The following is a 17,819-nucleotide window of genomic DNA, read 5'->3' as shown; positions in this document are numbered from 1 at the left end:
TGCTTTTCGTAGCGTGCCTTCTCGACGTTCAAGATCTTTCCGCGCAAAGGCAAGATCGCCTGGAACTTGCGGTCGCGGCCTTGTTTGGCCGAGCCGCCGGCGGAATCGCCCTCTACGATGTAGATCTCGCACAGCGCAGGGTCTTTTTCTTGGCAGTCCGCGAGCTTGCCGGGCAAGCCCATGCCGTCGAGCACGCCTTTGCGGCGGGTCATGTCACGCGCCTTGCGGGCGGCTTCGCGGGCCCGGGCGGCCTCGATGATCTTGCCCACGATGATCTTGGCGTCGTTGGGCCGCTCTTGCAGGTAGTCGGTGAGCAGCTTGCTGACGATGTCTTCTACCGGGCCGCGCACTTCGCTGGAGACCAGCTTGTCTTTGGTTTGGCTGCTGAACTTGGGCTCTGGCACCTTGACCGAGAGCACGCAGCACAGGCCTTCGCGCATGTCGTCACCGCTGACTTCGACTTTGGCTTTTTTGGCCAACTCGGACTCATCGATGTACTTGTTGATCACCCGTGTCATGGCCGCGCGCAACCCGGTGAGGTGGGTGCCGCCGTCGCGCTGGGGGATGTTGTTAGTGAAGCACAGCACCTGTTCGTTGTAGCCGCTGTTCCATTGCATCGCAACCTCGACCCCGATGTTGGTGCCCTGGTCGCTTTGGCGGTCGCCCATGGCGTGGAAGACGTTGGGGTGCAACACCGTTTTGCCTTTGTTGATGAAGTTCACAAAGCCTTGCACACCACCGGCACCTGCAAAGTCGTCTTCTTTGCCGCTGCGCTCGTCTTTCAGGCGGATACGCACGCCGTTGTTCAAAAAGCTGAGTTCGCGCAGGCGCTTGCTCAAGATCTCGTAGTGGAAGTCGTTGTTCTCTTTGAAGATTTCGGTGTCGGGCAAGAAGTGCACCTCGGTGCCGCGCTTCTCGGTTTCGCCGACCACCCGCATGGGTGAAACCTCGATGCCATTGACCGTTTCCAGCAAGCGGTTTTGCACAAAGCCTTTGCTGAACTCCATGGTGTGCACTTTGCCGTCGCGGCGGATGGTGAGGCGCAGCATTTTGGAGAGCGCATTCACGCAACTCACACCCACGCCATGCAGACCGCCCGAGACTTTGTAGCTGTTCTGGTTGAACTTGCCGCCGGCGTGCAACTCGGTGAGCGCGATCTCGGCCGCCGAGCGTTTGGGCTCGTGCTTGTCGTCCATCTTGATGCCGGTTGGAATGCCGCGTCCGTTGTCCACCACGCTGATGGAATTGTCGGAGTGGATGGTCACCAAAATGTCGTCGCAGTGGCCCGCCAAGGATTCGTCGATCGAGTTGTCCACCACCTCAAACACCAGGTGGTGCAGGCCGGTACCGTCAGATGTGTCGCCGATGTACATGCCGGGGCGTTTGCGCACGGCCTCCAGGCCTTCAAGAATTTGGATAGAACCTTCGCCATAGGCCTCCGATGCGCCGGCCTGGTGCGCGTCAATGGTGGGTTGAAAGTTGGAACTCTCGGTACCGCCATCGCCGGTGTTGACCGCTTGTTGGCGCCCCTGATGGTCTTCCTCGGGGGTCGCAGCGGCTTGGTTGTCGTCAGTCATGGCTTACTTTTCTCACAAAATCTCAAACTCTTGAATGACCAAACCCCCTGCAAGAGGGGGTTTGGATGCACAACTTGCAGTGCGTGCGCAGGCGTCAAATTCGCATCGGCATGACCACGTACTTGAAGGTGGCGTTGTCCGGGATCGAAAACAACGCAGAGCTGTTGCCGTCGGACAGTTCCAGCTTGACCATGTCTTGTCCCATATTGGCCAGCGCGTCGATCAGGTAGGTCACGTTGAAGCCAATCTCGATGCTGTCACCGCTGTAGTCGATGTCGAGCTCGTCAACCGCTTCCTCCTGCTCCGCATTGTTGGATGCCACGCGCAAGCTGCCGGGATCGATATTGAGGCGCACGCCCTTGAACTTGTCGCTGGTCAAAATGGCGGTGCGCTGCAGCGTCTTGAGCAAGGCCTCGCGCCCCAAGGTGATGGAATTCTTGTGGTTCTTGGGGATGACGCGGTTGTAGTCGGGGAACTTGCCCTCCACCAGCTTGGTCACGAACTCCATACCGTCGAAGGTGAACTTGGCTTGGTTGTTGGCAAACTGCATCTGGATCTCGCCGTTGGAATCGCTCAACAGGCGCTGCATTTCGAGCACCGTTTTACGCGGCAAGATGACCTCTTGCTTGGGCACCTCGGTCTCCAACGTTGCCGACGCGTAGGCCAGCCGGTGACCGTCGGTGGCAACCAAACTCAACTGCTTTCCTTCTGCGACAAACAAAATGCCGTTGAGGTAGTAGCGGATGTCATGCACAGCCATGGCAAAACCCACCTGCCCCAGCAATTCGCGCAAAGTTTTCTGCGGGATGCTGAACGTGGGTCCAAAGCTAGGCGACTCCTGCACCAGAGGAAAATCTTCAGCCTGCATGGTCTGCAAGGTGAACCTGCTTTTGCCGCCCTTGACGATCAGCTTGTTTTGCTGCGATTCCAATGACACTGTTTGGTCGCTTGGCATGGTGCGCAAAATGTCGATGAGCTTTCGCGCGCCCACCGTGGTGGTGAAGTTGCCTGTGTCGCCCCCCAGCTCTGCGGTGGTGCGGATTTGAATTTCCAAATCGCTGGTCGTTAATTGCAACGACGTCCCCGATTTGCGCAACAGAACGTTGGCCAGGATAGGCAGGGTGTGGCGACGCTCCACGATGCCCGCAACGGACTGCAAAACGGACAGAACTTTGTCCTGCGGTGCCTTCAATACGATCATGTCAACCTCTGTTCTAACTGAGAGTCTGCAAGCCGAAATCACCTAGGTGGTCGGCGCGGGTCGTGCCGACCGCTATTTTCGCTGTTTTGCACCCTGATTGTCGGTTCCCTGTTCTGTTTTTGTGACTTCAACCTTTGAGGGTTTGCTCTAGCACATGGAGTTGCTGGTTCAGTTCGGTGGCTTGCTGGCGTTCGGCGCCAATCTTGCGTACCGCGTGCAACACGGTGGTATGGTCCCGTCCGCCGAAAAGTTCGCCGATTTCGGGGAGACTCTTTTGCGTGAGCTCTTTGGCCAAATACATGGCAATTTGCCGGGGGCGGGCGATGCTGGCCGGCCGTTTTTTGGAGTACATGTCCGCTACCTTGATCTTGTAGTAGTCGGCCACGGTCTTTTGGATGTTCTCCACCGAAATCTGGCGGTTTTGTATGGACAGCAAATCGCGCAGGGCCTCGCGCGCCAAGGCAATCGTGATTTCCTTCTGGTTAAAACGCGAGTAAGCCAAGATTTTGCGTAGCGCGCCTTCGAGCTCCCGCACGTTGGAGCGCACGTTCTTGGCGACGAAAAAGGCCACTTCTTCGGGCATGTCGGAGCCCTCGGCCCGCGCCTTGTTGATCAAGATGGCTACCCGCATTTCCAGTTCGGGCGGCTCAATGGCCACGGTCAAACCCGAGTCGAAGCGTGAAACCAGGCGCTCGTGGATGTCGGCCAGCCCCTTGGGGTAGGTGTCGCTGGTCATGACGATGTGCGACTTCTTCGCCAAAAGCGCCTCAAACGCGTTGAAAAACTCTTCTTGAGTGCGGTCTTTGTTCGCAAAAAATTGAACGTCGTCGATCAGCAAAAGGTCCAGCGAATGGTACTTATCCTTGAATTCATCGAAGGTTTTGCGCTGGTAGGCTTTCACCACGTCGGAAACGAATTGTTCTGCATGGATGTAGAGCACTTTGGCGTTGGACCGGTCCATAAGTAAGCGGTTGCCCACGGCATGCATCAGGTGGGTTTTGCCCAATCCAACACCGCCGTAAATGAAGAGCGGGTTGTACAAATGCCCAGGCATGGTCGCCACATGCATGGCGGCCGCGCGTGCCATGCGATTGGCGGTTCCTTCCACCAAAGTTTCGAACGTGAGCATGCCATTGAGGCGATTCTTGGGGGTCCCAAAGCCGCGGTCTTCGGCGGCTTCAACCATGTCCTCAAAACTTACGGTACCTGCAACCGGTGATGCAAAGCTAGGTTTCGCAGATACTTCGGAGAGAGTGATCGCTAACTCTACGTCCACTGGTTGCCCGTACAACTTTTCAAGTAACTGCATGATGCGTTGGCGGTACTGTGCTCGCACCCAGTCCAGCTTGAAGCGGTTCGCAACCTGCAAGGTCATCACCGAAGCATCCTCTTTGAGCGAGGCCCGCAGTGGCTTGATCCAAGTGTTGAACTGCTGCTCGGGCAGTTCCTGGGCCAACTGGTCGATGCAGCTTTGCCACAGACTTTGGCCCGCATCGCCCGCCGCTGGGTGGTGTTCGTGACGGGGGGGCTGCGCGGTCATAGGTGAGTTTTTTTCTGTGGATATGTGGCGGCAGGTGCGCAACGGAGGCTAGTTTATCAAAGCTTTATCCACATGTTTGAAAGACGCAAAAGTGGGAGGTGTGTGGTGCGCCTCAGTGGCCGCAGCAGACAACGGCTTGCCCGGCCCCGGAAAAATTGCCATAATCTTGGGCTGTCTGCGCGCCGCGAAAGACAGGCAAGCCCATGCCATTGAGCCGAACGCTGTAACGACCTTACAGAGAAGCGATTTGTACGTTTTTGGGGCCTACAGGCCCCCGTTTGCTGCAAGCCGAGACCGAGATCACTATGAAACGTACCTACCAACCTTCCAAAATTCGCCGTGCCCGCACCCATGGTTTTCTTGTCCGCATGAAAACACGGGGAGGCCGTGCTGTCATCAACGCGCGCCGCGCGAAGGGCCGCAAACGCCTCGCGGTCTAGCGACACCGAGGATGTCGCTTGCGACTGCGCCTTGGTTGACGACGTAACGTTCTTGGACCTTGGGCGCGCCTTACTGTGATCAGACTCCAGACGCGGTGCCAGTTTCAAGCCGTCCTGGCTGGGAGGGTGTTGTCTCGGACCGACCACTTCGTTCTCCACTGTATTGGTCACGACAACCCAGCGTGGTTGGCAAGCACGGCAGGCGCCAATCCCCCGGCCTCTACGGATGCGCACGCCCGCGTATGGCTGGGCGCGATGGTGCCTAAGCGTTGGGCCAAGCGGGCCGTCACACGAAACACTATCAAGCGCCAAATTTACGCGGTCGCTACCGCCAACGTGGGTTGGCTACTGCAGGGCGCACATCTGGTGCGTCTTCGCAGCGCGTTTGACCGGTCCGAGTTCGTGAGCGCCACCTCCGACGCCCTGCGCCAAGCGGTTCGGGAAGAGCTGCACCAGTTGTTTGAGCGCATGCAACGCCCAGCGCTTGCGTCGTGCTAGGGCGGTTTGAGCGGTATGCGCGCATTCTTGATTGGCATCGTTAAGGCTTACCGGCTGCTGTTGAGTCCTTGGCTGGGTTCCTCGTGCCGGTTTGAACCTACGTGTTCCCAGTACGCCCTCCAGGCACTGCAAGCCCATGGTTCGCTCTCGGGCACTTATCTTGCAGCCGCACGCATCGTGCGTTGCAGCCCTTGGTGCGAAGGGGGGCATGACCCGGTGCCGGCACAGGCTCCCCGGCTCTTTGGCCGCTTGATTTATCCTACGAAAAAGAACTCCTCATGAACGACATTCGCCGCACCATTTTGTGGGTGGTTTTTGGGTTTTCCATGGTTTTGCTGTGGGACCAATGGCAGGTACACAACGGCAGGGCGGCCACCTTCTTTCCAAGCCCCGCGAGTCAAACCACGTCGCCCAAGGCGGCTGCGGTACCGGCCTCTTCAGACAATGCGGTTCCCGCTGGCACCCAAGTGCAGCCTGCTGCGGCCCTGCCGGGTTCGGACGCAGCAGCGAATGCAGCCGCACCTGCGGCGCAGGCCGTTCCCAAAGAGCGCTTTGATGTCGTGACCGATGTATTCAAACTCACGTTTGATACCGAGGGCGGCTCGTTGGTGCGTGCAGAGCTGCTCAAGTATTCCGACACCGTCGACAAAACCAAAAACTTTGTGCTCTTGGATGACAGCAAAGAGCGCGTCTACATGGCCCAGACCGGCGTGGTGGCAGGCGCTGGTGGCGGGGCGTTTCCAACGCACAAGACGGTGATGGTACCCAGCGGTCCACGCAAGTTGGCCGATGGCGAAAACACCTTGGTTCTGGAATTTGCGTCGCCCGAGGTGGGCGGTGTCAAGCTCGTCAAAACCTACACGTTGCGCCGTGGCGCGTATGACATTGCAGTCAAACACGCTCTCACCAACACATCCAATGCGCCGGTCTCGCCCCAGCTCTATATGCAGCTCGTGCGTGACGGCAACAAGCCCGTGGGTGAGTCGGCGTTTTATTCCACTTTCACTGGCCCTGCGGTGTATACCGAAGCCAAGAAGTACCAAAAGGTGGATTTTGCCAACATCAAAAAGAAGAACGCGGACTTTGAGAAGACCAGCAGCAACGGCTACGTCGCCATGGTGCAGCACTACTTTGCCAGCGCCTGGATCTTGCCCGACGGCGTTCAGCGCGCTATCTCCATGGACGCAGTGGACATCGGCTCCACGCTAGGGGACTGCTGCTACCGTGCCACCATGATTGCGCCGCTGGATGCGATCGCTCCAGCTGCGACGGTTGCCGTCGACGCGAAGTTGTTCGTCGGCCCGCAGGAAGAAAAGCTCTTGCAAGCTTTGAGCCCGGGTCTGGAACTGGTCAAAGACTACGGCTGGCTCACGCCCTTGGCCAAGCCCTTGTACTGGCTCTTGGACAAGCTCTACAGCGTATTGCACAACTGGGGCTGGGCGATCGTGGCCTTGGTTTTGCTGTTGAAGATTGCCTTCTACTGGCTCAACGCCAAGGCCTACGCCAGCATGGCCAAGATGAAGGCGGTCAATCCCAAGGTCATGGAAATGCGTGAGCGCTTGAAGGACAATCCCCAGCAAATGCAGCAAGAAATGATGCGCATTTATCGGGAGGAAAAAGTCAACCCCCTGGGCGGCTGCTTCCCCATCCTGGTTCAAATCCCGGTGTTCATCGCCCTGTACTGGGTACTTTTATCGACGGTGGAAATGCGCAATGCGCCGTGGGCGCTGTGGATTCACGATCTGGCCACGCCCGATCCCTACTACATCTTGCCCGTGATCATGACCCTGACCACCTTGTTGCAAACCGCGCTCAACCCTGCGCCACCGGACCCATTGCAAGCCAAGCTGATGTGGTTCATGCCCTTGGCGTTCAGCGTGATGTTTTTCTTCTTCCCCTCGGGCCTGGTGTTGTACTGGATTACCAACAACGTGTTGTCGATCGCGCAACAGTGGATCATCAACACCCGCATGGGCGTACCTCCTCAATTCAACCTGCCCAAGTTCCGCTGAAGGCGCGCCGTACGCCCAGTAGATCTGCCTATGCTGGCCGGCCGCGACGATCCCATACTGGCGGTGGCCACCGCACCGGGCCGGGGCTCGGTGGGCATCGTGCGGCTCAGCGCCAAAGACCTCGCACCGTTTGTGCGAGCCTTTTTCGGCAGAGACCTGCCACCGCGAGAAGCTTGCTACCTGCCATTTTGTGATGGCGATGGCGCGGCGATCGACCAAGGGCTGGCCTTGTGTTTTCCAGCGCCCCATTCGTTCACCGGCGAAGATGTCTTGGAGCTCCACGGGCACGGTGGGCCGTTGGTGCTGCAACTGCTGATGGCGCGTTGCCTCGAGGTAGCCTCACAAATGCGCCCTGCGTCCGCTGGGCGTGACCATGGACCCGCCGACAGCGCAATGCCGGACGCAACGGATTGCGTGCTGCCTGGTTTGCGCCTCGCCCAGCCTGGCGAGTTTTCGCAGCGCGCGTTTCTCAATGGCAAGCTCGACCTCGCCCAAGCAGAGGCGATTGCCGATTTGATTGACGCCAGCACCGAAGCCGCTGCCCGCAGCGCCAGCCGATCGCTGGGAGGCGCTTTTTCCCGGGAGGTGCACGTGCTGCGCGACGCGCTCATCGCCTTGCGCATGCTGGTGGAGGCCACCTTGGACTTCCCGGAAGAGGAGATCGATTTTTTACAGAAGGCCGATGCGCAAGGTCAGCTCCATCGGCTGCGCGTGGCGGTGCAGGCGGTGCAGTCCAGCGCCACACAGGGCGCACTGCTGCGCGAGGGCATCGGCGTGGTCTTGGCCGGGCAGCCCAACGCGGGCAAATCGTCTTTGCTCAATGCGCTGGCTGGGGCCGAGCTGGCCATCGTTACGCCAGTGGCCGGCACCACGCGCGACAAAGTCCAGCAGACCATTCAAATCGAAGGCGTTCCGATCCATGTGATCGACACCGCTGGCTTGCGTCGCAGCGACGACATGGTGGAGCGCATTGGCATAGAGCGCGCGTGGCAAGCAATCAAGGATGCCGACGTCGTCCTTTTTCTTCACGACCTCACGCGCCTGGACCTGCCGCAGTACCAGGCCGACGACGCCGCTATTGCTGCGCAACTCGCAGCGATGCTGCCTGCATCCACACCAGTGATGGATGTTTGGACCAAGTGCGACTTGGCGGCCCAGCGCAGCCAAGGCGGCGTGGCCGTGTCCACGTACACTGGCGATGGGTTGGATGTTTTGCGCAAATCGCTGTTGGAAGCGGCTGGCTGGCAGGCTCCTGCAGGCGGGGTGTTTATCGCACGCGCCCGGCATGTGCAGGCGATAGGTCGGGTGCAATCGCACTTGGCATCGGCAGCGGACCATTTGGCCGCCCACGCGCAGGCACTGGACCTGCTAGCCGAAGAGCTGCGCTTGGCCCAGGTGGCCTTGGGCGAAATCACCGGCGAGTTCAGCTCCGACGATTTGTTGGGCGTGATCTTCTCGCAGTTTTGTATCGGCAAATAAGTGCCGCTCCAAGCGCAGTGCAAGGCGGCAGCACGGCACCCGGCCAAGGCCGCGTCAGTGGCCCTCGAATGACACCAAGGTAAACAGCGGCAGGCCGGACGCCAGGATCTTGTCGGAGCCGCCAAGCTCTGGCAAATCGACAATCGCCGCGCCTTCCATGACATGCGCCCCCAGTTTTTCCAGCAGCTTACGTCCAGCCATCATGGTGCCGCCAGTGGCCACCAAGTCGTCAATCAAGACCACACGGTCGCCCGCCTTGACTGCATCGGTGTGCAGTTCCACCGTGGCGCTGCCGTACTCCAACTCGTAGGTTTCTTCAACCGTGGTGAAGGGCAGCTTGCCCTTCTTGCGGATCGGAATGAAGCCCACATTGAGCTCGTAGGCTAGCACCGCGCCGAGGATGAAACCCCGCGCATCCAGGCCCGCAACCACGTCGGGGCGCATGTGGCTGTCCATGTAGCGGTGCACGAATGCGTCGATCAGCACCCTGAACACCTTCGCGTCCTGCAGCAATGGGGTGATGTCGCGAAACTGCACGCCGGGTGCCGGCCAGTCAGGAACGGTGCGGATATGGTCGCGGAGGTACTGGTTCACGCTGTGGAGTGGCATGGCGATGGTGTCCTGCAAGGGAGGGGATGCTTGGTATTTTGCCGATGCGCGGGGATGGCGTTGGGTGGGGGTGCGTCAGTGTCCACGCAGCAGCTTTTGCTCGGCCAAATGCAGCGCGTCGGCGCGGCCGGAAAGCACCAAGGTGTCACCGTCGCGCAGCACCAAGGTGTCGCCCACTGCTTGGGCTGCGCCATTAGCGCGGCGCACGCTGACGACCCGCACCTGCAAGGCGTGCAAAGTGAAGTCGGCCAGGGGACGGCCCGAGGCGCGCGCCGCCGCCGGCAAGGTCAAGGTGGTCAATCGCTCGTGGGCGAGCTCGTCGACCGAGTCATCGTCGGCGCCATGAAAAAAACCGCGCAGCATACTGTAGCGCGCATCGCGCTGGTCTTGCACGATGCGGATCACACGGCGCATGGGTACGCCCACCAGCGCCAGGGCATGGCTGGCCAGCATCAAGGACCCTTCCAGTGCTTCCGGCACCACCTCGGTGGCGCCAGCGGCCTGCAGCTTTTCCAGGCTGTGGTCGTCTTGGGTTCGAACGATGACCGGCACCTGTGGTGCGTGCGAACGGGTGTGAGTGAGCAGTTTCAGCGCACCGGCTTCGTCCAGGTACGTGACCACGACGGCGCTGGCGCGTGCCAAACCCGCAGCCATCAAAGCCTGAAGGCGTCCGCAGTCACCAAACACCACCGAGTCGCCAGCCGCCGCGGCCAGTCGCACGCGGTCGGGGTCCAGGTCCAGGGCCATATAGGGAATGCCTTCTTGCTCTAGCATGCGCGCCAAGTTCTGGCCACAGCGGCCGTAGCCGCAAATGATGACGTGCTTGTCCACATTGATGGATTTACGCGCAATCGATGTCATTTGCAGGGACTGCTGCAGCCACTCGGTGGACACCAGTTTCATCACGATGCGGTTGCTGTAGCTGATCAGAAACGGAGTGAGAAGCATCGACAACACCATGCTCGCCAAAATCGGGTTCAACAGCGCCGGTGGTACCAGGTTGCTTTGTTGCGCCAACATCAGCAGCACAAAGCCAAACTCACCCGCTTGCGCCAGGTACAGACCCACGCGAAGTGCCACGCCGGACGGTGCACCCATCAGACGGGCCAGCACCCACACCAGCGCCGCCTTGGCCAGCACGGGCACCACCAACAGCAGTAGCACCAGGGGCCAGCGTTCGAACACCAAACGCCAGTCCAGCAGCATGCCGATACTGATGAAGAACAGCCCCAGCAGCACATCGTGGAAGGGACGGATGTCGGTCTCCACCTGGTGCTTGAACTCAGTCTCCGAAATCAACATGCCCGCAATGAACGCACCCAAGGCCAAACTCAAGCCGGCCAATTCCGTAAGCCATGCGAGCCCCAAAGTCACCAGCAGCAGGTTGAGGATGAACAGCTCCTCGCTCTTGCGCCGCGCCACCAACGTCAGCCAGCGGCGCATCACATGCTGACCACCTACCAGCAACACCGTCACCAGCACCGTCGCCTTCAACGCCGCCAGCGCCAGCCCGGTTACCAAGCTCTCTTGTGGTGCGCCCAGCGCAGGCACCAACACCAGCAGGGGCACCACCGCCAAATCCTGTAGCAACAGCACGCCCATCACCCGCTTGCCGTGCTCGGAGTCCATCTCCAAGCGGTCCACCATCAGTTTGACCACCACGGCCGTGCTACTCATTGCCAGCGCGCAGGCCAGCGCCAGCGCGGTGCGCCAGCCCATGGCCCATACCTCGGGCGCCAGTGCTGCCAAGCCGAGTGCGGCCAAGGTCCCCCCCAAAATCGTGACCGCTACTTGCAGCAATCCCAAACCAAACACATGCTTGCGCATGGCGTGCAACTTTGGCAAGTTGAACTCCAGGCCGATCACAAACATCAGGAACACGACGCCAAACTCGCCCAGGTAGCGCACCGCTTGCGTGCTTTGCGCCAATGCCAGCGCGTTGGGTCCAATGAGCACGCCTACCGCCAGGTAACCCAGCATCGCGGGCAACTTCAACATGCGGCAGGCCACCACACCCAGCACGGCGGCAAGCAGGTACAGCAGGGTGATTTCCAGACCGGTCATGCTCGCATACTAGCAACACCGCCCCCGCCGATACACCGGTCTATAAAATGCCGCGATGCAGACCATCCAAGCCAGCACCGAGGCACGCAAGCGGCCAGACACCCAGCGGGTCCTTGCCTTGGCGCGCGAGACACTGGCGATTGAAGCGCAGGCGGTGCTGGAAGCCAAAGATCGTTTGGGCGAGGCCTTTGCCGCAGCGGTTGGCATGGTGCTGGATGTCGAGGGCCGGGTCGTGGTGATGGGCATGGGCAAAAGCGGCCACATGGGGCGCAAGATTGCCGCCACCTTGGCCTCTACCGGAACGCCGGCGATGTTTGTGCATCCGGCCGAAGCGAGCCACGGCGACCTCGGTATGGTGACCCGCCACGACCTGGTGCTGGCGATTTCCAATAGTGGCGAGGCGCAAGAGATTCTGGCCCTGCTTCCCGCACTCAAGCGCCAAGGCACACCGCTGATCGCCATGACGGGCGTTGCGGACTGCAGCATGGTCCGCCACGCCGATCTGTGGCTGGACGCGGGCGTCTCCAAAGAAGCCTGTCCTTTGAATTTGGCCCCCACGGCCAGCACCACGGTGCAGGTTGCCATTGGTGATGCACTCGCCGTAGCCTTGCTCGATGCCCGCGGTTTTCGTGCAGAGGACTTCGCCCGCTCGCACCCTGGTGGCGCGTTGGGGCGCAAGCTGCTGACCCACGTGAGTGATGTCATGCGCACGGGTGAAGCGATTCCGTGTGTCGGCCCCGACGCTGATTTCAGCGCACTCATGCGTGCGATGAGCAGAAAAGGTCTGGGTGCCGCTGCGATCGTGGATGCCAACCAGCAGGTGTTGGGCATTTTCACCGACGGAGATTTGCGAAGGCTCATCGAACAAGGGCGGGACCTGCGCCAGTGCCACGCTGCCGACGTGATGCAGCGCGCGCCGCACACCATAGCCCCGCAGGCGCTCGCGGTGGAAGCCGCCGAGTTGATGGAGCGCAGGCGCATCACCAGTGTGCTGGTGGTGGACTCTACCAATCGTTTGTGTGGGGTGCTCAACTCCAACGACCTGATGCGTGCGAAGGTGATTTGATGCAAGCAGCCCTGCGTTTCGATCCGGCGCTGCTGCAGCGTGCACACCAGGTCAAGGTCGCCTTCTTTGATGTCGACGGCGTGCTCACCGACGGTGGTCTGTACTTCTCTGAGAACGGCGAGACGCTTAAGCGCTTTTCTACCCTGGACGGCCATGGGCTGAAGATGCTTGCGCAAGCCGGCTTGACGCCCGCTGTGATCACCGGTCGGGACTCTGCTCCCTTGCGCACGCGTCTTGCTGCATTGGGCATCACCCATTGCCACTTTGGAATTGAGGACAAGCTGGCGGCCGCGCAGCAAACGCTACAAACCCTGGGCTTGGGCTGGGACCAAGCGGCTGCCATGGGCGACGATTGGCCTGATCTGCCTGTGATGCGGCGTACTTCATTGGCATGCGCGCCGGCCCAAGCCCACACCGAAGTGCGTGCCCACGCGCACTACGTAACCCAGGCTGTTGCGGGCCATGGTGCGGCACGCGAGTTCTGTGATTTGTTGCTCATGGCAAGCGGCCGCTATCTCGGGCTGCTCCAATCGTATGCTTGAGTTGCCCACACCCGGTGACCCGCCATGAGAGCATTTTTGCGTGACGCTTGGGATCGCTTTTTGCTGTACCTGCCGCTGGTTTGCATGGGCTTGCTGGCCTTAGGCTCGTACTGGATGGTGCGGAGCACCGCGCCCAGCACCGAGGCGGCGCCACCGCAGACGAAGCGCCACGGACCAGACTATTTCATGGAAGGGTTTGCGGTGAGAACTTTCGACCCAAAAGGCCGCATCCGTACTGAAGTGTTGGGCCGCAAAGCGCAGCATTTTCCTGATACCCAATGGCTCGAAATCGACGCCATCACCATCCGCTCTGTGGATGAAAAAGGCCGCCTGACCACGGCCACCGCATTGCGCGGCTTGACCAACGAAGACGGCTCGGAAGTCCAATTGCTGGGCAGCGCAGTCATCGTCCGCGAGGGTGACGCACCGAACCAAAAATCATCCAACCCGCGCTTGGAGTACCGAGGTGAGTTTTTGCACGCATTCTTGGATACCGAGCGAATTCGCTCGCACAAGCCCGTGGAGTTGTTGCGCGGCAAAGACCGTTTCACCGCCGACTCCTTGGACTTTGACAACCTCGCACAGGTGATCACTTTGCAGGGACGGGTGCGTGGCACCTTGCTTCCCGAGCCGCGCCAGTAAACCCGGGTCAACGCATGGCACCATTGGTCTTCATCACCGGCGCATCCAGTGGACTGGGGCAGTCCTTGGCGGCGCGCTTTTATGTGGCCGGCTACCGCTTGGCCTTGGTAGCGCGGCGTGCGGACGTGATCGAGCAGTGGGCACACTCCGCGCAACTCAATCCGCAGCGCTACCGCGTTTACTGTGCGGACGTGTCAGACGTTGAGGGCATGGCAACCCTAGGCGCGCAGTGCATTGCGAACCAAGGCCTGCCAGACGTTGTGATTGCCAATGCAGGTATCAGTATCGGCATGGACACCGCGATTCGCTCCGACCTTGCAGTGATGCAGCGCGTCTTTGCGACCAATAACTTGGGGCTGGCGGCGACTTTCCATCCGTTCGTGCGCGCCATGGCGCAGCGGGGAAGTGGGCGGCTCGTTGGCATTGCCAGTGTTGCCGGTATCCGGGGGCTGCCGGGGCACGGCGCGTACTGCGCCAGCAAAGCCGGGGTGATTGCCTACTGTGAGAGCTTGCGCGGTGAGTTGCGGGCAACAGGTGTCCGTGTGGTCACACTGTCCCCGGGCTACATCGACACCCCGCTGACCCAAAAAAATGCGTACCGCATGCCATTTCTGATGCACCCAGACGACTTCGCCGCCGCCGCATTCAAAGCGATAGAGGCAGGCCGCAGCTACCGCGTTATTCCGTGGCAAATGGCGTGGGTTGCGCGTTTGTTGCGGGCTTTGCCCAATGCAGTGTTCGACCGTGCAGTTGCTGGTCGGCCCAGGAAAAACCGCGCCGAAGCGCTGGAATAGGGCAACAAAAAAGGACCCGAAGGTCCTTTGTTGGTGCTAGTGGGCTTAGTAGCTGTTGCCACGGCCACCGCCGTAACCACCACCGCCACCTGACCGGCCGCCGCCGCCACCGTAACCACCACCACCACCCGAGCGGCCACCACCGGCACCGCCGCCGTAACCACCGCCGCCGCCGCCGCCAAAACCGCCAGAGCGTGGGGGACGTGGCTCCATGGGACGGGCTTCATTCACCACCAAGCCGCGACCGCCAAATTGCTGGCCATTGACGCCGTTGATAGCGGCTTGCGCTTCTGCGTCGCTGGACATTTCTACGAAGCCGAAGCCTTTGGAGCGGCCGGTGTCACGTTCCATCATGACTTTGGCGCTGGTGACCGTGCCGTGCGGAGCAAAGGTTTGCTGCAGGTCTTCGTCACGGAAGGAATAGGGCAGATTGCCCACGTAAAGTTTGTTGCCCATGTCGGGACTCCTCAAAATAACTCAAAACGCGATGGAGTCCAAAACCGCAATCAACAAACTAGGAAAGACTTGTAGCAGACGCGAAACTGACCAAACACCGCAAACACGCACCGCGCCTTGTTAGGCCGATGCGTTTTGATTATGCGTTAGTTTTCTGAACAATGCGACTCTTTTTTAAGAAGATGGAACCCAAGTGTTCGCAGTTGGTGCGCGAAAACCGGCTGCAAGCAAGGAAACGGCTGCCCATTGGCTCGAACGTGGCAGCACCCGCCCGATGGCGGCCGCGCTGGGGTAGCCCAGGGCGTGCAATGCGGCGATGCAGGCCGTTGCCTTGTCTTCAGACACGCTAGCTAGCAAGCCGCCGGCAGTCTGCGGGTCAAATAGAACCGGGTAGCAGGGATGGGTCCGGTAGGCCTCTGAGTTGCTCACGGTTTGCGCCAAACGTGTGTTGGCGCTTTGGAGCGAGCTCACGATGCCCGCTTGCAAGCAGGCCTGTGCGCCGTCCAGCAGCGGTAACGCGTCGAGGTTGATCTCGGCGTCGACGCCGGATGGGCGTGCCATCTCTACCAAATGCCCTAGCAAGCCAAATCCGCTCACGTCGGTACACGCAGTCGCTCCAAAGTCGCGCAGGCATTGGGCGCCGCGTTGGTTGGACACCAGCATGGATTGCAGTGCGGCGTCGATCCAGCGTCCTTTGGCCGTCAGTTGTGCATGGGCCGCAAACAAGGTGCCGGTGCCCAGCGGCTTGGTCAAAATAAGCACATCCCCCGTGCGCAATCCACTCTTGCGCAGGATGTGCTCTGAAGCGTCGTCGATTAGACCGTTGATCGCGAAGCCCAGCGCCAGCTCGCGGCCCTCACCGGTGTGTCCGCCTACGAGCGCGCAATCGGCTGCATTGAGCACTTCGGTCGCACCGGTCATCAGTTGCAGCAGCACATCCTGGACCTTGGCATCCAGCCCGTTGGGCACGGTCACGATCGCCGTAGCCGTTTGCGCCTGGGCACCCATGGCCCAGATATCACCCAAGGCATGGTTGGCCGCGACCTTGCCAAACAGATAGGGGTCATCGACAAAGGCCCGAAAGAAGTCGACCGTGTGCACCATCGCCTTTCCGGCGGGTACGCGCACCACGGCAGCATCGTCTGGGTCATCCAGGCCGATCAACACATCGCTCGGTCGAATAGGCTGCAGTTGTGCGAGTGCGCTCGACAGCACATCGGGCCCGACCTTGGCGCCGCAGCCGCCGCAGCGCATCGCTTGTGCGGCAAGGGCTTGCTGGGATTCTTCGGGGCTCACCATGAGGTCGTGTGCAAACATGGCGCTGGTTACCGGCGCCATGTTGGACGCCGAGGTGTTCATTGGCAGATCCTGGAACCGACGCATGAATCGGCGGTCGATCCAATCCTTCCAGCGCCACACCCACGCGCCTGAGCATTCGAGCCGCCCGCGTGAGGCAATTGCGTACTGGTCACCGGTGCTAATCAGTGCCAGCCAATTGCGCTGGGGCCGGTAGGGTTTGAGCGGCGCACCTCGCAGGCGCAAGCGCAGGTTTTCTGCCAGCGGGCGCCCTTGGCGAACCGCAAACACACCTGCCTTCTCCAGGCGGTGGCCGGTGATACTGGCGACATCGCCGGCGGCAAAGATGTTGGGGTCATCGACGGATTGCAGGGTGTCATTGACCACAACAAAGCCGCCCTTGTCCAATACCAAACCACTGCCATGGAGCCACGCGGGTCCACCAGCTTGGGTTACCCACATCACCTCGTCGACTGAAAAAGTGTCGCCAAGCGATGTGGTCAGCCGGCCAGGCTCCACTCGCGTGACGGATGCGTTGTGGTGCACCTGCACTGCGCGTTTTGCTAGCACGGACTCAAACGCCTTGCGCACCCGTGTGTTGTGGGTGGGCAGGATGCAGTCGCCGCTGGCAAACAGGTGAAACGTCAAGGCCGAAGGGTTGCGACCCGCGCCGCGCAACATCTGCTGCAGCCGAAACTGTATTGCCAAAAGCAGTTCGACACCGCCTGCGCCAGCACCCACCACTGCCACCGTGGTGGGACCGGTGTGGCATCGCACGCGCTCCAACAGCGCCAGCCAGCGGGTATTGAACTGCGCGATCGGCTTGACTGCAATGGCGTACTCAGCCGCGCCTGGGACACTTGTGAGCTGCGGTGTGGAGCCGGTGTTGATCGACAACAGGTCGTAGACCACCGGCGGTCGATTTCTGCACAGAACTTTGCGGGCCGCACGGTCCAGACCCACAACCTCGTCACGATAAAACCGCGCGCCTGCAAACTGGGCCAATCGCCGCAGGTCGATGTGTACCGCGTCGTGGTCGTAGTGCCCAGCCACATAGCCGGGCAGCATGCCGGAATACGGCGTATGCGTATCGGTGCAAATTACAGTGAGGCGCACGCCCGCAACGGGCGCCATGCCGAAGTTTCGGAGCACAACCACGTGGCTGTGTCCCCCACCGACAAGAACGATGTCTTTAAGTACAGGCTGGTCGATGTCGTGCATGCCGGCTGCAGTGTAGCGAGCCCGGGCGGTGCATTGCGCGCTAGCCAAAGCCCTCGCTAATCAGCGCACTGGAACACGCCCGGCGTTCAAGCTTGTCCCCACGGGCAGAGTGATTAGCGACCGCAAAATCTAGAGGCACGCTTCCACAAGCTGTCACATGAAGGGCCTAGCGCTTTGCCCAGCGCATCCCGCAACAGGGACGCTTACCAAAGTTTGGCGCAGTTGCCCGTGAACACAATGCGGCTGCCTATCTGCTGAGGCTCCACGCTGTCCTCTAGCGTGACCACCAGCTTGCTTACCTTGGCCAAGAGCTGCTCCGAACTCTGCGCCATCTCAAACTCCGCCGAACCCTTGGCTGGCACCTCACCAATGCGCAGCGCCG

15 protein-coding genes and 1 pseudogene are annotated in these 17,819 nt (G+C 60.5%); 9 read left to right on the top strand and 7 right to left on the bottom strand.

What is annotated here, in order from left to right; translation table 11 throughout:
• From ACILRC_RS14575 to dnaA, 3 genes are all read right to left on the bottom strand, one after another.
• Positions 1-1,577 (bottom strand): DNA gyrase subunit B (locus tag ACILRC_RS14575; protein ID WP_395670101.1); only part of this gene is annotated, 1,577 nt, incomplete at its 3' end.
• 94 nt (positions 1,578-1,671) lie between these two features.
• A complete protein-coding gene (dnaN, locus tag ACILRC_RS14570; protein ID WP_395670100.1) occupies positions 1,672-2,778 on the bottom strand; it encodes a DNA polymerase III subunit beta in 1,107 nt (368 codons plus the stop codon).
• A 127-nt stretch (positions 2,779-2,905) separates the two neighbouring features.
• Entirely contained in the window at positions 2,906-4,318 is a 1,413-nt protein-coding gene (gene dnaA, locus ACILRC_RS14565) for a chromosomal replication initiator protein DnaA (RefSeq protein WP_395670099.1), read from the bottom strand.
• Between the two features lie 305 nt (positions 4,319-4,623).
• Between dnaA and rpmH the strand changes: the two genes are divergently transcribed.
• The 5 genes from rpmH (at position 4,624) to ACILRC_RS14540 (ending at position 8,747) form a co-directional block, all read left to right on the top strand.
• A complete protein-coding gene (rpmH, locus tag ACILRC_RS14560; protein WP_006299042.1) occupies positions 4,624-4,758 on the top strand; it encodes a 50S ribosomal protein L34 in 135 nt (44 codons plus the stop codon).
• A 75-nt stretch (positions 4,759-4,833) separates the two neighbouring features.
• A complete protein-coding gene (locus ACILRC_RS14555; protein ID WP_395670098.1) occupies positions 4,834-5,256 on the top strand; it encodes a ribonuclease P protein component in 423 nt (140 codons plus the stop codon).
• Positions 5,257-5,271: 15 nt separating this feature from the next.
• Positions 5,272-5,538: a membrane protein insertion efficiency factor YidD gene (yidD, locus tag ACILRC_RS14550; RefSeq protein ID WP_395670097.1), complete on the top strand. Its 267-nt coding sequence runs from the start codon at positions 5,272-5,274 to the stop codon at positions 5,536-5,538.
• Complete coding sequence (yidC, locus tag ACILRC_RS14545; RefSeq protein WP_395670096.1) at positions 5,535-7,268, top strand: membrane protein insertase YidC; 1,734 nt, start codon at positions 5,535-5,537, stop codon at positions 7,266-7,268. Before yidD ends, yidC begins: the two co-directional genes overlap by 4 nt.
• A 30-nt stretch (positions 7,269-7,298) precedes the next feature.
• Positions 7,299-8,747, top strand: a complete 1,449-nt coding sequence (locus ACILRC_RS14540) for a tRNA modification GTPase (protein WP_395670095.1) — start codon at positions 7,299-7,301, stop codon at positions 8,745-8,747.
• 54 nt (positions 8,748-8,801) lie between these two features.
• Here the strand turns inward: ACILRC_RS14540 and ACILRC_RS14535 are convergent, their stop codons facing one another.
• Together ACILRC_RS14535 and ACILRC_RS14530 are read right to left on the bottom strand one after the other, a co-directional pair.
• The gene (locus tag ACILRC_RS14535) at positions 8,802-9,356 is read right to left on the bottom strand and encodes an adenine phosphoribosyltransferase (RefSeq protein WP_395670094.1); all 555 of its coding nucleotides are present in this window, start codon (positions 9,354-9,356) and stop codon (positions 8,802-8,804) included.
• Between the two features lie 75 nt (positions 9,357-9,431).
• On the bottom strand, positions 9,432-11,420 hold the full coding sequence (locus tag ACILRC_RS14530) for a cation:proton antiporter (protein WP_395670093.1): 1,989 nt from the start codon (positions 11,418-11,420) through the stop codon (positions 9,432-9,434).
• A gap of 55 nt (positions 11,421-11,475) precedes the next feature.
• On the opposite strand from ACILRC_RS14530, the gene ACILRC_RS14525 reads away from it, so the two are divergent.
• From ACILRC_RS14525 to ACILRC_RS14510, 4 genes are read left to right on the top strand one after another with little or no spacing between them, the layout of a single operon-like run.
• On the top strand, positions 11,476-12,486 hold the full coding sequence (locus tag ACILRC_RS14525; protein WP_395670092.1) for an SIS domain-containing protein: 1,011 nt from the start codon (positions 11,476-11,478) through the stop codon (positions 12,484-12,486).
• Positions 12,486-13,028 (top strand): KdsC family phosphatase, encoded by a 543-nt coding sequence (locus ACILRC_RS14520; protein WP_395670091.1) that lies wholly within the window; start codon positions 12,486-12,488, stop codon positions 13,026-13,028. Before ACILRC_RS14525 ends, ACILRC_RS14520 begins: the two co-directional genes overlap by 1 nt.
• 24 nt (positions 13,029-13,052) lie before the next feature.
• Positions 13,053-13,670, top strand: a complete 618-nt coding sequence (gene lptC, locus ACILRC_RS14515) for an LPS export ABC transporter periplasmic protein LptC (RefSeq protein WP_395670090.1) — start codon at positions 13,053-13,055, stop codon at positions 13,668-13,670.
• Between the two features lie 14 nt (positions 13,671-13,684).
• On the top strand, positions 13,685-14,464 hold the full coding sequence (locus ACILRC_RS14510) for an SDR family oxidoreductase (RefSeq protein WP_395670089.1): 780 nt from the start codon (positions 13,685-13,687) through the stop codon (positions 14,462-14,464).
• A 57-nt stretch (positions 14,465-14,521) separates the two neighbouring features.
• Here ACILRC_RS14510 and ACILRC_RS14505 read toward each other — a convergent pair.
• Both ACILRC_RS14505 and selD read right to left on the bottom strand, forming a co-directional pair.
• Positions 14,522-14,920 (bottom strand): annotated as a pseudogene (locus ACILRC_RS14505) (RNA recognition motif domain-containing protein); the annotation flags it as partial.
• Between the two features lie 174 nt (positions 14,921-15,094).
• On the bottom strand, positions 15,095-17,437 hold the full coding sequence (gene selD, locus ACILRC_RS14500; protein WP_395670088.1) for a selenide, water dikinase SelD: 2,343 nt from the start codon (positions 17,435-17,437) through the stop codon (positions 15,095-15,097).
• Positions 17,438-17,819: the final 382 nt, after the last annotated feature.

This window comes from Rhodoferax sp. (genome assembly GCF_044236835.1).
GTDB lineage: Bacteria > Pseudomonadota > Gammaproteobacteria > Burkholderiales > Burkholderiaceae_C > Allorhodoferax.
Note: the sequence above shows the minus strand (reverse complement) of the source record. Positions and strands in the feature narration are given on the sequence as shown.

Coding starts and splice junctions, on each gene's coding strand:
- rpmH (WP_006299042.1), top strand. CDS start 4,624: ATGAAACGTACCTACCAACCTTCCAAAATTCGCCGTGCCCGCACCCAT.
- ACILRC_RS14540 (WP_395670095.1), top strand. CDS start 7,299: ATGCTGGCCGGCCGCGACGATCCCATACTGGCGGTGGCCACCGCACCG.
- selD (WP_395670088.1), bottom strand. CDS start 17,437: ATGCACGACATCGACCAGCCTGTACTTAAAGACATCGTTCTTGTCGGT.
- dnaN (WP_395670100.1), bottom strand. CDS start 2,778: ATGATCGTATTGAAGGCACCGCAGGACAAAGTTCTGTCCGTTTTGCAG.
- yidC (WP_395670096.1), top strand. CDS start 5,535: ATGAACGACATTCGCCGCACCATTTTGTGGGTGGTTTTTGGGTTTTCC.
- ACILRC_RS14525 (WP_395670092.1), top strand. CDS start 11,476: ATGCAGACCATCCAAGCCAGCACCGAGGCACGCAAGCGGCCAGACACC.
- dnaA (WP_395670099.1), bottom strand. CDS start 4,318: ATGACCGCGCAGCCCCCCCGTCACGAACACCACCCAGCGGCGGGCGAT.
- ACILRC_RS14520 (WP_395670091.1), top strand. CDS start 12,486: ATGCAAGCAGCCCTGCGTTTCGATCCGGCGCTGCTGCAGCGTGCACAC.
- ACILRC_RS14530 (WP_395670093.1), bottom strand. CDS start 11,420: ATGACCGGTCTGGAAATCACCCTGCTGTACCTGCTTGCCGCCGTGCTG.
- lptC (WP_395670090.1), top strand. CDS start 13,053: ATGAGAGCATTTTTGCGTGACGCTTGGGATCGCTTTTTGCTGTACCTG.
- yidD (WP_395670097.1), top strand. CDS start 5,272: ATGCGCGCATTCTTGATTGGCATCGTTAAGGCTTACCGGCTGCTGTTG.
- ACILRC_RS14510 (WP_395670089.1), top strand. CDS start 13,685: ATGGCACCATTGGTCTTCATCACCGGCGCATCCAGTGGACTGGGGCAG.
- ACILRC_RS14535 (WP_395670094.1), bottom strand. CDS start 9,356: ATGCCACTCCACAGCGTGAACCAGTACCTCCGCGACCATATCCGCACC.